This window comes from Acidovorax sp. GW835-FHT14B10, from assembly GCF_058793725.1.
Map to the genome: position 1 here is coordinate 1 of NZ_JBXAGC010000049.1, position 14,866 is coordinate 14,866.

The 14,866-nt window shown below is 62.0% G+C and carries 11 protein-coding genes, 1 other RNA gene and 1 pseudogene; 6 read left to right on the forward strand and 7 right to left on the reverse strand.

All coding sequences use genetic code 11. The features are described from left to right. Positions 1-217: 217 nt before the first annotated feature. Positions 218-1,026, forward strand: a pseudogene (locus AC1Q5S_RS21545) (IS5 family transposase); the annotation flags it as partial. 56 nt (positions 1,027-1,082) lie between these two features. Here AC1Q5S_RS21545 and AC1Q5S_RS21550 read toward each other — a convergent pair. The 7 genes from AC1Q5S_RS21550 to gyrA form a co-directional block, all read right to left on the reverse strand. Next, a complete protein-coding gene (locus tag AC1Q5S_RS21550; RefSeq protein ID WP_422205754.1) occupies positions 1,083-1,388 on the reverse strand; it encodes an integration host factor subunit beta in 306 nt (101 codons plus the stop codon). Between the two features lie 148 nt (positions 1,389-1,536). Beyond that, a complete protein-coding gene (rpsA, locus tag AC1Q5S_RS21555) occupies positions 1,537-3,237 on the reverse strand; it encodes a 30S ribosomal protein S1 (protein WP_255346467.1) in 1,701 nt (566 codons plus the stop codon). Between the two features lie 192 nt (positions 3,238-3,429). Beyond that, positions 3,430-5,460, reverse strand: coding sequence for a bifunctional 3-phosphoshikimate 1-carboxyvinyltransferase/cytidylate kinase (locus tag AC1Q5S_RS21560; protein WP_492239401.1), 2,031 nt, complete (start codon positions 5,458-5,460; stop codon positions 3,430-3,432). A 132-nt stretch (positions 5,461-5,592) separates the two neighbouring features. Continuing rightward, positions 5,593-6,465, reverse strand: a complete 873-nt coding sequence (locus AC1Q5S_RS21565) for a prephenate dehydrogenase (protein WP_303834793.1) — start codon at positions 6,463-6,465, stop codon at positions 5,593-5,595. A 9-nt stretch (positions 6,466-6,474) separates the two neighbouring features. Continuing rightward, complete coding sequence (gene pheA / locus AC1Q5S_RS21570; RefSeq protein ID WP_303834795.1) at positions 6,475-7,572, reverse strand: prephenate dehydratase; 1,098 nt, start codon at positions 7,570-7,572, stop codon at positions 6,475-6,477. 42 nt (positions 7,573-7,614) lie between these two features. Beyond that, on the reverse strand, positions 7,615-8,724 hold the full coding sequence (gene serC, locus AC1Q5S_RS21575; RefSeq protein ID WP_303834797.1) for a 3-phosphoserine/phosphohydroxythreonine transaminase: 1,110 nt from the start codon (positions 8,722-8,724) through the stop codon (positions 7,615-7,617). A 98-nt stretch (positions 8,725-8,822) separates the two neighbouring features. After that, positions 8,823-11,495, reverse strand: coding sequence for a DNA gyrase subunit A (gene gyrA, locus AC1Q5S_RS21580; RefSeq protein WP_303834799.1), 2,673 nt, complete (start codon positions 11,493-11,495; stop codon positions 8,823-8,825). Between the two features lie 224 nt (positions 11,496-11,719). Here gyrA and ompA point away from each other — a divergent pair, with 224 nt between their 5' ends. The 5 genes from ompA (at position 11,720) to AC1Q5S_RS21605 (ending at position 14,822) form a co-directional block, all read left to right on the forward strand. Continuing rightward, positions 11,720-12,355, forward strand: coding sequence for an outer membrane protein OmpA (ompA, locus tag AC1Q5S_RS21585; RefSeq protein WP_303834800.1), 636 nt, complete (start codon positions 11,720-11,722; stop codon positions 12,353-12,355). Between the two features lie 89 nt (positions 12,356-12,444). Further along, positions 12,445-13,155 (forward strand): bifunctional 2-polyprenyl-6-hydroxyphenol methylase/3-demethylubiquinol 3-O-methyltransferase UbiG, encoded by a 711-nt coding sequence (ubiG, locus tag AC1Q5S_RS21590; protein ID WP_303834801.1) that lies wholly within the window; start codon positions 12,445-12,447, stop codon positions 13,153-13,155. Between the two features lie 8 nt (positions 13,156-13,163). Next, complete coding sequence (locus AC1Q5S_RS21595) at positions 13,164-13,829, forward strand: HAD family hydrolase (protein WP_492239402.1); 666 nt, start codon at positions 13,164-13,166, stop codon at positions 13,827-13,829. A gap of 13 nt (positions 13,830-13,842) precedes the next feature. Then, positions 13,843-14,229: a transfer-messenger RNA gene (gene ssrA / locus AC1Q5S_RS21600) on the forward strand. A 233-nt stretch (positions 14,230-14,462) separates the two neighbouring features. Continuing rightward, positions 14,463-14,822 carry an integrase arm-type DNA-binding domain-containing protein gene (locus tag AC1Q5S_RS21605; RefSeq protein ID WP_492239403.1) on the forward strand — a complete coding sequence of 120 codons (360 nt, stop codon included), beginning with the start codon at positions 14,463-14,465 and terminating at the stop codon, positions 14,820-14,822. Positions 14,823-14,866 lie beyond the last annotated feature (44 nt).

Genomic DNA, 14,866 nt, shown 5'->3' on the forward strand with positions numbered 1-14,866 from the left:
GGTTACTGAACACCAGTCTGCAGTTCATCCACTTGGCCTTCTTGGCTTTGCTATGCAGAAGATCGTAAACAGGCTCTAAGAGCTTGACCATCGGGCCTGGCTGTCGTGCGGAGCGAGGCCGTTCGTTCATGGATTACGCATGGAAATTGCCTCTGGCGCTTAGAGCGGCTAACAAAAGCCTGTCATCGCCCAGTGCCCGATGTGCGTTTGATACGGCATGGCAAGAAACAGGAACAAAGAAATCAGCACGGCGCTGTTCAAAAGGATCGAGCCATTGCTGCCGACCGTGAAGCCCTCGCCCAAGGGCGGCAGGCCGCGACTGAGTGATGAGCTGGCCTTGAATGGCATCCTGTTCGTGCTGCGCACGGGCACGCCTTGGGAGCACCTGCCCCAGGAATTGGGCTTTGGCAGCGGCATGACCTGCTGGAGACGGCTGCGTGACTGGCAGGCCGCCGGCGTATGGCACCGTCTGCATCTGGCGTTGCTGGCCGAACTGCGCAGTGCTGACAAGCTTGATTTCAGCCGTGCCAGCGTGGATGGGGCCAGCGTGCCCAGCCCCCGGGGGGCCCGTACACGGGGCCCAACCCCACGGACCGGGGAAAACTCGGCAGCAAGCGCCACATCCTCACGGACCGCCAGGGCATCCCGCTGATCTTTTGCGTCACCGGGGCCAACCGCCATGACTCGGTGGTGTTCGAGAATCTGGTTGATGCATTGCCAGCGGTGGGCGGCAAGCGCGGCAGGCCGCGCCAGTGGCCCGAGAAGCTGCATGCGGACAAGGGCTACGACTTCGCTCGGAGCCGCGCTCACCTTAAACGCCGTGGCATTCAGGATCGTATTGCCCGCAGAGGAGTCGAGCGCAATGATCGGCTCGGGCGCCATCGCTGGGTGGTTGAGCGTACGCATGCTTGGCTGGCGGCCTTTGGCAAGCTGCGCACCCGCTTCGAGCGCCGCATCGACATTCATCTGGCACTGCTTTGCCTGGCTTGCTGCGTCATCTGCGTTCGCAGTCTGCCTATGTTTTGTTCGCAGCTCTTATCCTTCAAGCGCCAGAGGCCATCAAATCAGAAGCTTCTTTTGCCTCAGGTGAGACGGTCCAGCTCGGCCGTTCGCTGGTCCACGGCTTCCCGCAGCGCCTTTCCCGGTTTGAAATGCGGCACGCGCTTTTCCGGAATGGCCACGGCCTCGCCGCTGCGCGGATTACGTCCCATGCGGGGAGGGCGGTGGTTCACCGAAAAGCTGCCAAAGCCCCGGATCTCGATGCGGTGTCCGCGCACCAGGGCGTCGCCCACGGCATCCAGGATGGTCTTGACCGCGAATTCTGCATCGCGGTGGGTGAGCTGACCAAAGCGTTCGGCCAGTTCTTCAACGAGGTCTGAGCGGGTCATGGAGTCTTGGGTCATGGCAGGGAATCAGGGACTGAAAGAGAAGCGGGCGCACAAGGCGCCCGCTGTCTGATCGTCTAGGGAGCCTCTGCACGGATCATCGCGCCGTGTGCGCTGCGGATCGCGCAGATGCTCCCTAAGGGTCAGCGCTTTACTTTTCCGAGTTGTCCAGCTTGGCGCGCAACAGGGCGCCCAGGCTGGTCGTGCCGGCGCTTTCGCGGCTCGACTGCTGGCTCAGGCTGGCCATGGCGCCTTGCTCGTCGGCCATGTCCTTTTGCTTGATCGACAGCTGGATGTTGCGGGTCTTGCGATCCACATTGACTACCACAGCGGTGACTTCGTCGCCTTCCTTGAGCACGTTGCGGGCATCTTCCACGCGGTCGCGGGAGATTTCCGAAGCGCGCAGGTAGCCCACGATGTCTTCGCCGAGGTCGATTTCAGCGCCACGGGCGTCCACGGTCTTGACCTTGCCGGTCACCGTCTGGCCCTTGTCGTTCACGGTTACGAAGGTGGTGAACGGGTCGCCGTCGAGCTGCTTGATGCCCAGCGAGATGCGTTCACGGTCCACGTCCACGGCCAGCACGATGGCTTCCACTTCCTGGCCCTTCTTGTAGTTGCGAACCGCGGCTTCGCCGGTTTCGTTCCACGAGAGGTCGGACAGGTGCACCAGGCCGTCGATGCCGGCAGCCAGGCCCACGAACACGCCGAAGTCGGTGATCGACTTGATGGGACCCTTGACGCGGTCGCCGCGCTTCGTGTCCTGTGCGAATTCTTGCCATGGGTTGGCCTTGCACTGCTTCATGCCCAGGCTGATGCGGCGCTTGTCTTCGTCGATTTCCAGCACCATGACTTCGACTTCGTCGCCCAGCGTGACCAGCTTGGAAGGCGCGATGTTCTTGTTGGTCCAGTCCATTTCGGAGACGTGCACCAGGCCTTCGATGCCGGGTTCGAGTTCGACGAACGCGCCGTAGTCGGCAATGTTCGTGATCTTGCCGAACAGGCGGGTGCCTTGGGGGTAGCGGCGGTTCACGCCCATCCAGGGGTCGTCGCCCATCTGCTTCAGGCCCAGCGAGACACGGTTCTTTTCGGTGTCGAACTTCAGGATCTTGGCCGTGATTTCCTGGCCAGCCGTCACCACTTCGGAGGGGTGACGCACACGGCGCCATGCCATGTCGGTGATGTGCAGCAGGCCGTCGATGCCGCCCAGGTCCACGAACGCACCGTATTCGGTGATGTTCTTGACCACGCCCTGGACGATGGAGCCTTCCTTCAGGGTTTCCATCAGCTTGGCGCGCTCTTCACCCATGGAGGCTTCCACCACGGCGCGGCGGCTCAGCACCACGTTGTTGCGCTTGCGGTCGAGCTTGATGACCTTGAATTCCATGGTCTTGTTTTCGTACGGCGTCAGATCCTTGATCGGACGCGTATCGATCAGCGAACCGGGCAGGAAGGCGCGGATGCCGTTGACCAGGACGGTCAGGCCGCCCTTGACCTTGCCGCTGGTGGTGCCAGTGACGAATTCGCCGGATTCCAGGGCCTTTTCCAGGCTCATCCAGGAAGCCAGACGCTTGGCGGTGTCGCGCGACAGGATGGTGTCGCCGTAGCCGTTTTCGATGGAGCCAATGGCCACCGAGACGAAGTCACCCACTTGGACTTCGACTTCGCCCTTGTCGTTCTTGAACTCTTCCAGCGGCACATAGGCTTCGGACTTGAGGCCAGCGTTCACGACCACGAAGTTGTGCTCGACGCGCACGACTTCCGCGGTGATGACTTCGCCGGGGCGCATTTCCGTGCGCTGCAAGGATTCTTCAAAAAGGGCGGCAAAAGATTCGGACATGTGTTTCCTTGCCACAAACAGGATTCCAGTAGCACTATTGCTACTGTTTTTATAGCTGCTTGCGGTGGTTTTTTGCGGTAGAACCGCGGGTTAGGTTATCGATCCAAACAGCCTGTGCGCTGGCGCGCGAGAGGGGCTGAATGGGCCTGTGGCAAGGCCTTTCGGCGCTGCCTGGAAGCCCCGTTTTCAAGAAGGGCCCCACACTGTTCAGCCTTGCGCAGAGACGGCGAAAGGCTGCCGCTCCTGCCACCAGGCCAACACCTGATCGACGGCTTCATCAATCGTCAAGGTGGAGTTGTCCAGGACCAGAGCGTCCTGCGCGGGCTTGAGCGGTGCGATGCTGCGGGAACTGTCCCGGGCATCGCGCGCCTCCAGATCCGCGCGAAGGTCGTCGATACTAGCTGAAAAACCCTTTGAAATCAACTGTTTGTAACGACGCTCGGCGCGACAGGCGGCGCTGGCGGTCAGATACACCTTCAAGGGGGCGTTCGGAAAGATCACCGTGCCCATGTCGCGGCCATCGGCCACCAGGCCCGGCAGGCACCGAAAGCTGTGCTGGAGTTGAACCAGCGCCGTGCGCACAGCGGGCAGGGCTGACACGCGGGACGCGTTCATGCCGGCTTCTTCGGTGCGGATGGCATCGGTCACGTCGTCGTCGCCGAGCAGCACCCGGCCGCCGTCAAAGTGCACGGGCAGGGTCTGGGCCAGGGCACCTATGCGCGTTTCATGCTCTGCGTCGATGGTCAGGCCGGCACGCGCGGCGGCCAGGGCGGTGATGCGGTACATCGCGCCCGAGTCGAGAAACTGGTAGCCCAGCCGCTGTGCCACGGCCGCGGCCACCGTGCCCTTGCCCGAGGCGGTGGGGCCGTCGATGCAGACCACCGGAATACGTGCTGTCTCTGCCTGGGCTACGGAGAACAGCGCTTCGAAATAGTCCGGAAACGTCTTGGCGACACACTTTGGGTCTTCGATGCGCACCGGCAGGTTGGCTGGATTGAAGGTTGCCAGCGAAAAGCACATGGCCACGCGGTGGTCGTCGTAGGTGTGGATGCTCGCGGGCTTCCAGTCCTGCTCGCGCGCTGGCGGTGTCACGCAGATGAAGTCCGCACCTTCTTGCACCGTGGCGCCGAGCTTGCGCAGTTCGGTGGCCATGGCGGCAATGCGGTCGGTTTCCTTCACCCTCCAGCTGGCAATGTTGCGCAGCGTGGTCGTGCCCTTGGCGTACAGCGCCATCACGGCCAGGGTCATGGCGGCGTCCGGGATGTGGTTGCAGTCCAGGTCGATGGCCTTCAGGGGCCATGCACCGCGTTCGATCTGCAGCCAGTTGGGGCCACCCGTGACCACGGCGCCCATGGCCCGGGCGGCTTCGACAAAGTGGATGTCGCCCTGAATCGAGTCGAGGCCAACGCCTTGTATTCTTATGCCTTTTTGATCACTGGCACTTTTTGCGATGGCGCCAAGTGCTATGAAATAGCTCGCGGATGAGGCATCTGCCTCCACATGGATGTTCCCGGGCGATTGGTAGCGGCTGCCCGCTGCAATCGTGAACCGCTGCCAGTTCTGGTGCTCGACCACAATGCCAAAGCGCGCCAGCAACTGCAGCGTGATGTGGATGTAGGGCTTGGAAATCAGCTCGCCCACCACCTCGATGACCACATCCTGGTGTGTAGCCGCCAGCGGCAGCGCCATGAGCAGCGCGGTGAGGAACTGGCTCGATACATCGCCGCGCACCTGGATGGGCGCAGCCAGGGCGAGGGCGGGAACGCCCTGGTCGTGCGCAATGCGCAAGGGGGGGTAGCCATCGTTGCCCAGGTAGTCGATCCGGCAACCCAGCTGGCGCAGTGCATCCACCAGATCGCCAATCGGGCGCTCATGCATGCGGGGCACACCCGACAGTTCGAACGCACCGCCCAGCAGCGCCAGCGCCGCCGTCAGAGGGCGCATGGCCGTGCCGGCGTTGCCCATGAAGAGTCGGGCCGGCGATAACGGTGTGCGCCCACCTAGGCCGGTGATGCGCACGGTGCTGCCCGCCTCATCCACCGTGCAGCCGATCTGGCGCAGCGCGTCCAGCATCACGCGGGTGTCGTCGGATGCGAGCAGGTCGTGCACGGTGGTGGTGCCGGCGCTCAGCGCCGCCAGCAGCAGCACGCGGTTGGAAATGCTCTTGGAGCCGGGCAGGTGGACGTTGCCCGACGCGGTTTGCAGAGGAGGCAGGTCAAGGAATGCGGTGCTGTACATCGGTGTGGTGTATCGGTTAGGCCAATGGCATGTGCACCGGCGCGTCCTCGGCCAGTGCCGCCGTGGAACTGGCTTTGCCAGGCCACCGGGGGCGTCCCTCTTGGAGGAAGGCGCCGCAGGCGACTCAGGGGGTTATTTTCTCTTTGCTCCCATGCGCCAGTGGGCACGGGTTTCGCTGGCCAGGGTGAGCATGTCTTCCAGGCGCTGCGCATCGCCTTTTTGCATGGCCTGCTCAAAAGTCTGCAGGGCCTGCTGGAACAGCCGCGACTGGGCCAGCAGTTCTTCACGGTTGGACAGCAAAATGTCGCGCCACATCTTGGGGTCGCTTGCAGCGATGCGGGTGAAATCGCGAAAGCCCGGGCCCGCCAGCGACAGGAAATCATCGCCGCTGGATTGCCCGGTGATGCTGTTCATCATGGCAAATGCCAGCAGGTGCGGCAGGTGGCTGACGGCGGCAAACGCGGCATCGTGCGATTCGGGCGACATGCTGGTCACCCGGCACCCCAGCGCCGTCCACACCTCTTCGGCCTTGTGCAGCTGCGCTGTGAGCGTCCGCTCGATGGGGGTGAGGATGACCTGCCGGCCGCTGTAGAGCTCGGCATCGGCGTGCTCCACCCCGGAGACCTCGCGCCCGGTAATCGGGTGGGCGGGCACGAATGAGCCCAGCTGGTCACGCAGTGCGTGGCGGGCCGCCTGCACCACGTCGGCCTTGGTGGAGCCCACGTCCATGATCAGCATCTGCGGGGTGACGAGGTGCTTGATGGCCTTGAGCGTGGCCTCTGTGGCGGCGACGGGCACAGCCACCAGCACAATGTCGGCCCCGGCCACGGCCAGCAGGGCCGAAGGGGCTTCGACATCAATCACGCCCAGCTGGCGGGCGCGGTCGGTGGTGGAGGGGGATTTGCTGTAGCCGACCACCCGTTTGACGAGACCTGCCTTTTTCATCGCAAGCGCAAACGAGCCGCCCATGAGGCCGCAGCCAATCAGTCCGAGCTGTTCAAACATGCGGGTTCCTCAGGCCGAGACAGGGTAGGTTCCCAGCACCTTGTAGAACGCGCACAGGCTGCGCAGTTCTTCCAGCGCCAGCGCCACATGGGGCTGGGCGGGATGGCCGTCAAGGTCGATGTAGAAGTAGTACTCCCACTGGCCCGTGCGGGCAGGGCGCGATTCAAAGCGGGTCATCGAGACGCCATGGGTCTTGAGCGGCACCAGCAGGTCATGCACCGCGCCGGGTCGGTTGGGGACGGACACGATGAGGCTGGTGCAGTCCTTGCCCGACGGTGGCGGCGTCTGTAGCGTGTGGGGCAGGCAGATGATGGCGAACCGTGTGCGGTTGTAGGCATCGTCCTGGATGGCGTGGGCGACGATGTGCAGGCCGAACTGCTGGGCTGCGCGCTCGCTGGACAGGGCAGCCCATGTGGGGTTGGTGGCCGCCAGTCGCGCGCCTTCTGCGTTGCTGGAGACCGGGCGGCGCTCGGCATGGGGCAGGTGCTTGGTCAGCCAGGCCTGGCACTGCGCGAGGGCCTGGGGGTGGGCCAGCACGGCCTCGATACCGTCGAGCGTGTTGGTCTGGCGCAGCAGGTTGTGCCGGATCAGCAGGCTGACCTCGCCCACCACATGGGCAGGCGTGTGCAGGAACATGTCGAGCGAGCGGGTGACCACGCCTTCGGTGGAGTTCTCCACGCCCACCACCCCGTACTGCGCGCTGCCAGCAGCGGTGGCATGGAAGACTTCGTCGAAGTTGGCGCAGTACATCAGGTCGGCGGCGCCGCCAAAGTATTCGATGGCCGCCTGTTCGCAGAAAGTGCCTTCGGGGCCGAGCACGGCCACGCGCTGGGGTGATTCGAGCGCCAGGCAGGCCGACATGATCTCGCGCCAGATGGCCGCCACATGGGCGCCCTTGAGCGGACCGGGGTTGGCGGTCTGGATCTTCTCGATCACCTGTGCCACGCGGTCGGGGCGGAAGAAGGGCGTGCCCTCGCGCTTCTTGACTTCGCCCACCCGCTCGGCCACCAGCGCGCGCTGGTTGAGCAGCGTGAGCAGTTGCTGGTCGATGTTGTCGATCTGCACGCGCAGGCTGGCGAGGTCGGGTGAGGCTTGCGGATTGTTCATGGATGACGGCGGCGTTGGCGGAGCGTGCGGCTGAACGGGTGTTCAGGCGTTTTTTTGTTCAAATTCTCGCAGGTAGTCCACCAGCGCCTGCACACCGGCCAGGGGCATGGCGTTGTAGAGGCTGGCGCGCATGCCGCCCACCGACTTGTGTCCCTTGAGCTGCAGCAGTCCGCGCTCCTTGGCTCCTGCCAGGAAGGCATCGTTGCGGCTTTCGTCGCGCAGGAAGAAGGGTACGTTCATGCGCGAGCGGCAGTTGGCCGCCACCTTGTTGACATAGAACTGCGACTGGTCAATGGCGTCGTACAGCAAGCGGGCCTTGGCGATGTTGCGCTGCTCGATCGCCGCCACGCCGCTGTGCTCACCCTCGCGCTGGCGCTTGAGCCACTGGAAGGTCAGACCCGCCACGTAGATTCCCCAGGTGGGCGGCGTGTTGTACATGGAGTGGTTGTCGGCCACGATGCGATAGTCGAACGCGCTGGGGCATATCGGCAGAGCCTGGCCCAGCAGGTCTTCGCGCACCACCACCAATGTGAGGCCGGCGGGTCCCAGGTTCTTTTGCGCACCACCGAAGGCCAGGCCCACGCGCGACCAGTCCACGGCGCGCGAGGCCACATGGGATGAGAAATCGATCACCAGCGGCGCATCGCTGCCCAGTGCCTTCAGGTCGGGCAGCTGGTGGAATTCGACGCCGTTGATGGTTTCGTTGCTGCAGATGTGCACATAGCTGGCACCCCGGCTCACCGTCCAGCCCGCGGGATCGGGCAGGGCGGTGAATCCGCTGTCTTCACCGGATGCGATCACGTTGACTTCCGAGGCGTACTTGCGCGCCTCTTTTTGCGACTTCTGGCTCCAGCTGCCGGTCACCACGAAATCGACTGCCCCGGCACGCGACAGGTTGAGGGGCACGATGGCGTTTTCCGCCAGTCCGCCGCCCTGCATGAAGAGAATCTTGAAATGGGCCGGCACGCCCAGCAGCTCGCGCAGGTCGGCTTCGGCAGCCTCGTAGATCGAGATGAATTCCTTGCCGCGGTGGCTCATCTCCATCACGCCCATGCCGCTGCCGTGCCAGTCCAGCATCTCGGCGGCAGCCTGTTCCAGGACTTCGGGGGGAATGGCAGCCGGGCCGGCCGAGAAGTTGTACGGGCGTGTCATCGTATCTTGATCAAAAATGCTGCCAGCGCTTATGGGGTAAGCGCTGGCAGCTTCTGTTTTAGGCGCTATGGGCACACGACAGGATCGTGCGGTACGGGTCAGGCGTTGGGTGTATCCGGGGTGTCGGGCGCAGTGGGTGCGCCACTGTCCGTGTTCGTTTCAGCTTCGGCTTCAACGTCGGACACGTTGGCATCGTTTTCGACGATGCGCTGCAGGCCGCTGAGCTTGGAGCCCTCGTCCAGCGCGATCAGCGTCACGCCTTGCGTGGCACGGCCAAGTTCGCGGATTTCGGAAACGCGGGTGCGCACCAGCACGCCCTTGTCGGTGATCAGCATGATCTCGTCATCGGCATGCACCAGCGTTGCGGCCACCACTTTGCCGTTGCGCTCGCTTTGCTGGATGGCGATCATGCCCTTGGTGCCACGGCCGTGGCGGGTGTATTCGATGATGCTGGTGCGCTTGCCATAGCCGTTTTCGGTGGCGGTCAGTACGCTCTGCGTTTCGTCCTCGGCCACCAGCATGGCGATCACGCTCTGGCCGTCTTCCAGCATCATGCCGCGCACGCCGCGGGCCTGGCGGCCCAGCGGGCGCACGTCGTTTTCATCAAAGCGCACGGCCTTGCCACCATCACTGAACAGCATCACGTCGTGCTGGCCGTCGGTGAGGGCCGCGCCAATCAGATAGTCGCCGTCGTCGAGGTTGACGGCGATGATGCCGCCCTTGCGCGGATTGCTGAATTCATCCAGCGCGGTCTTCTTCACGGTGCCCATGCTCGTGCCCATGAACACGTAACGGTCAGCGGGGAAGCTGCGCATGTCACCCGTGAGCGGCAACACCACGTTGATCTTTTCGCCGTCCTGCAACGGGAACATGTTGACGATGGGACGGCCGCGCGAGCCGCGCGAGCCCGCCGGCACTTCCCAGACCTTGAGCCAGTACAGGCGGCCCCGGTTGGAGAAGCACAGGATGTAGTCGTGCGTGTTGGCAATGAAGAGCTGATCAATCCAGTCGTCTTCCTTGGTGGCCGTGGCCTGCTTGCCCCGGCCGCCACGCTTTTGGGCGCGGTATTCGCTCAAGGGCTGGCTCTTGATGTAGCCAGTGTGGCTGAGCGTCACCACCATGTCGGTGGGCGTGATCAGGTCTTCGGTAGAGAGGTCCTGGGCGCTGTATTCGACCACGCTGCGGCGTGCACCCAGCTTGTGCTGGCCGAACTCCTGCTTGATGGCGGTGAGTTCGTCGCCAATGATGATTGACACGCGCTCGGGCTTGGCCAGAATGTCCAGCAGGTCTTCGATGACCGCCATGACTTCCTTGTACTCGGCCACGATCTTGTCCTGCTCCAGGCCGGTGAGGCGCTGCAGGCGCATCTGCAGGATTTCCTGGGCCTGGGTGTCCGACAGGCGGTACAGGCCATCCTGGCCCATGCCGAATTCCTTTTCCAGTCCTTCTGGGCGGTAGTCGTCGGCGTTGACCACGCCGCCATCCGCACGGGTGCGCGTGAGCATTTCGCGCACCAGCTTGCTGTCCCAGGAGCGCGTCATCAGCTCGGCCTTGGCCACTGGCGGCGTGGGCGATTCGCGGATGATGCGGATGAAGTCGTCGATATTGCCCAGCGCGACGGCCAGACCTTCGAGCACATGGCCGCGGTCGCGCGCCTTGCGCAACTCGAACACCGTGCGGCGCGTCACCACTTCGCGGCGGTGCTGCAGGAAGACGCTGATCAGGTCTTTGAGGGTGCACAGGCGGGGCTGACCATCGATCAGTGCCACCATGTTCATGCCGAAGGTGTCCTGCAGCTGCGTCTGCTTGTACAGGTTGTTCAGTACCACTTCAGGGACTTCGCCGCGCTTGAGCTCGATCACCAGGCGCATGCCCGATTTGTCGGACTCGTCCTGGATGTGGCTGATGCCCTCGATCTTCTTCTCGTGCACCAGCTCGGCCATGCGCTCCTGCAGCGTCTTCTTGTTGACCTGGTAGGGCAGTTCGTCCACGATGATGGACTGGCGCTGGCCCCGGTCGATGTCCTCGAAGTGGCAGCGCGCGCGCATCACCACCTTGCCGCGACCGGTGCGGTAGCCGTCCTTCACGCCATTGATGCCGTAAATGATGCCGGCCGTTGGGAAATCGGGTGCCGGAATGATCTCCATCAATTCGTCGATGGTGGTTTCGGGGTTGCGCAGCATGTGCAGGCAGGCGTCCACCACTTCGTTGAGGTTGTGCGGCGGGATATTGGTGGCCATGCCCACCGCGATGCCGGCCGAGCCGTTGACCAGCAGGTTGGGCAGTTTGCTCGGCAGCACCAGAGGTTCTTTTTCGCTGCCGTCGTAGTTAGGGCCGAAATCGACGGTCTCCTTGTCAATATCGCCGAGCATCTCGTGCGCTATTTTTGCCAGGCGGATCTCGGTGTACCGCATCGCGGCGGCGCTGTCGCCGTCCACCGAGCCGAAGTTGCCCTGGCCATCCACCAGCATGTGGCGCAGCGAGAAATCCTGCGCCATGCGCACGATGGTGTCATACACCGCCGAGTCGCCGTGCGGGTGGTATTTACCAATCACATCCCCCACGATACGAGCCGACTTTTTGTAGGGGCGATTCCAGTCGTTGTTAAGCTCGTGCATGGCAAAGAGCACGCGCCGGTGTACGGGCTTGAGGCCATCCCGCGCATCGGGCAAAGCCCGCCCCACGATCACACTCATCGCGTAGTCGAGATAGCTGCGCCGCATCTCCTCTTCAAGGCTGATGGGCAGGGTTTCTTTGGCAAACTGGGTCATTGGGGGCAGCGGTGACGGCGAAGGGAAGCCATTTTAGGGGTAAGACAGTGTAGCGACTTAGCAACATATCATGGCAATTGCGCTTTTGTCCTACGGCGCCAAGCCCGCGGCCCCATCACTTGCCCTGTTACGTATGGCACAATCGATTGAACGTTTTTGGTGATGGTCACCGACAACGTCCTGTTTCGCAGCGCGGCTGCGGCTTTTTCCCCAAGAGGAGAACCATGAAGAAACTGAACAAAGTGGCGATGTTGTTTGCCTCCGCAGCGCTCGTAACCGCCGCTGGCGCACAAACCGTTGACAACTGGAAGAATGGCTCTGGCGAGCTGGTCTGGAAAAACGGCACCAATGAATACTGCTGGCGCGATGCCAACTGGACGCCCGCAACGGCTGCTCCAGGATGCGACGGTGCTCTGGTTGTTCCGGCCGCTGCTCCAGCGCCCGCCGCTGCTCCAGCGCGTGCCGCTGCTGCTCCAGCTCCCGCTCCAGCTCCCGCTGTGGCCACCAAGGTGACCTACGCTGCCGACGCTTTCTTTGACTTTGACAAGTCCGTTCTGAAGCCTGAAGGCAAGGCGAAGCTCGATGACCTGGTCTCCAAGGTCAAGGATATCAACCTGGAAGTCATCATCGCTGTGGGTCACACCGACTCCGTGGGTTCTGATGCTTACAACCAGAAGCTGTCGGTGCGTCGTTCCGAAGCCGTGAAGGCCTATCTGGTCTCCAAGGGCATCGAAAAGAACCGCGTGTACACCGAAGGCAAGGGTGAGAAGCAGCCTGTGGCTGACAACAAGACCAAAGAAGGTCGCGCCAAGAACCGCCGCGTCGAAATCGAAGTGGTCGGCACCCGCGCTACCAAGTAATCTTCGGATTGCTCAAAAAAGGCCCCAAGTTCGGGGCCTTTTTTACGCCTGTACTTTGGTCGTCTTTAGCTTGATGGACAATGACTCCCATGAGTGAATCTGTGAACGCCGATCCCGCCGAATTGGCCAAATTTTCTGAACTCGCCCACCGATGGTGGGATCCCGAAAGCGAGTTTCGACCACTGCATCAAATCAATCCACTCCGCCTGGAGTGGATTGATAGCCGGGCAGCCTTGTCTGCAAAGGCGGTGCTGGATGTGGGGTGTGGCGGGGGAATTCTTTCGGATTCGATGGCGCGCAAGGGGGCGGACGTCACCGGCATTGATCTGTCCACCAAGGCCTTGCGTGTGGCCAGACTGCACGCGTTGGAAGCCCAGACTGCTAACTTGCGTTTTCGGGAGATAAGTGTCGAAGCGTTGGCCGCCGAGCAACCCGCCAGCTTCGATGTGGTGACCTGCATGGAAATGCTGGAGCATGTTCCAGATCCCGCGTCCGTCGTGCAGGCATGTGCTCGACTCGTGAAGCCTGGTGGATGGGTTTTTTTCTCTACCATTAACCGCAATGCCAAGGCGTTTGCGCTGGCTATCGTGGGGGCGGAATATATCTTGAACATGCTGCCACGCGGTACGCATGAATACGCCAAACTGCTTCGCCCAAGCGAACTTGCCGCTAGTTGCCGCGCAGCAGGCCTTGATGTCACGGACACCTGTGGCCTTGAGCATAATCCGCTCACGCGCCGCTATTGGCTTAGTAGCGACACCAGTGTCAACTACATGTTTGCCGCTCGGCGTGCTGCTTGAGGCGCTGCATGTTTCACAACATTCGTGCTGTCTTGTTCGATCTGGATGGAACCTTGATCGATAGCGCCCCTGACCTTGGTGCGGCGGTCGACAAGATGCGCACCGACCGTGGTATGCCCTCTTTGCCTTCGGACCGTTATCGTCCCATGGCCGGCGCGGGAGCGCGGGGCATGCTGGGCGAGGCCTTTGGTCTGACGCCGGAGCACCCAGACTATGCCGCGTACTGCGAAGAGTTTTTCGTCAATTACGAAAGGCGCATGACCCATCTGACCACTGTTTTTGATGGGATCTCTCCACTGATCGAGCAACTGCTTCAGCGGCAAATGGCATGGGGTGTGGTTACCAATAAATCGGTCCGCTTTACCGGGCCGTTGACCCTTGCCATGCCGTTGTTCAGTACCGCCAGTGCCGTTGTGAGCGGGGACACAACGCCTCATGCCAAACCGCACCCCGCGCCACTCCTGGAAGCCGCGTCGCGCCTGGGATTGGATCCTGGCCTTTGTATCTATGTGGGCGACGACGAGCGGGATATCGCTGCGGGGCGTGCCGCTGGCATGGGAACGGTGGCTGCGACGTATGGATATCTGGGAGCGAGGGCAAATCCGTCGCAATGGGGCGCTCAGGCGGTAATTAATTCTCCAGCCGAGCTCTTGCAATTGCTCGGGAAGGCCTAAAATGCTTCTCGTAGGGGCTGTCCTGGTTTCGACGTGGGTTCGGAATCGGTGTGGTGCATGTCGAGCTTGAGTCACGCTCGTAAATCTCGATTTAAAAAACTAACTGCAAACGACGAACGTTTCGCACTCGCTGCTTAATTGCCAGTGAGCCTTGCAACAGTTGGCCGATGGGCTGGGCAAGGGGGTTCTGAGCAATCAGTTCCTCCCGGCTGCAAGGATAATTACATGGGCTGGCCCCGATCCGGGTACCTTGGATGGGGGCGAGAAAATAGGGTACTGGCGGCCGGTGTAGCGTGCGACTGCGCGATGCCGATGGCGAGACTTAAAACAGACCGCTAAACATGTAGATCTGCCCGATAAAGGCTTGCGGACGCGGGTTCAATTCCCGCCAGCTCCACCATCCACCCGTACAAAGGGGTTCAATGAAATTCATTGGACCCCTTTTTTCTTTTGTGAAATCAATGACTTAGATCCGATGATGTCCAAGAGGATTCCACTGCAGCCAACGTCTGTAGGGGGAACAGTAGGGGGAATAAACAGAGGAAATGGTAGATTTCTTCCCCTTGTTCCCCCACTCCCTTCTGAGGGAGGTTCCTATTGAGAGGATTTGTTCCCTATGTTGACTGATGCGCAGTGCCGAAATGCAACCTGTTCTCCCGGGGCCAAGCGAGAGCGCTCGACTCAGGTGGTCTGTACCTTGAGGTCAGCCCCGCAGGCTCTCGGCGTTGGTTCTGGAAATATTGGAAAGACGGCAAGGAAGGGCGCTTGGCACTCGGCAGCTATCCGAAGGTCAGTTTGACTGCTGCTCGGAAAGCCAGGGATGTAGCACGCTTGCAGAAATCGGAAGGTATCGATCCTGCCAAAGCGCGTCAGGCTGCAAAATTGGTCAACGCTCCTGGGTTGGGGGACACTTTCAAAGCGGTAGCACTTGAATGGTACGGTAAGCAGGTACCTCGCTGGAGTGACCTTGCCCCTGCTTGGTGGAGTTCTTAACCCACAAGTCACGCGGCCTTTTTGCGCTGTGCCTCGTACCAGCG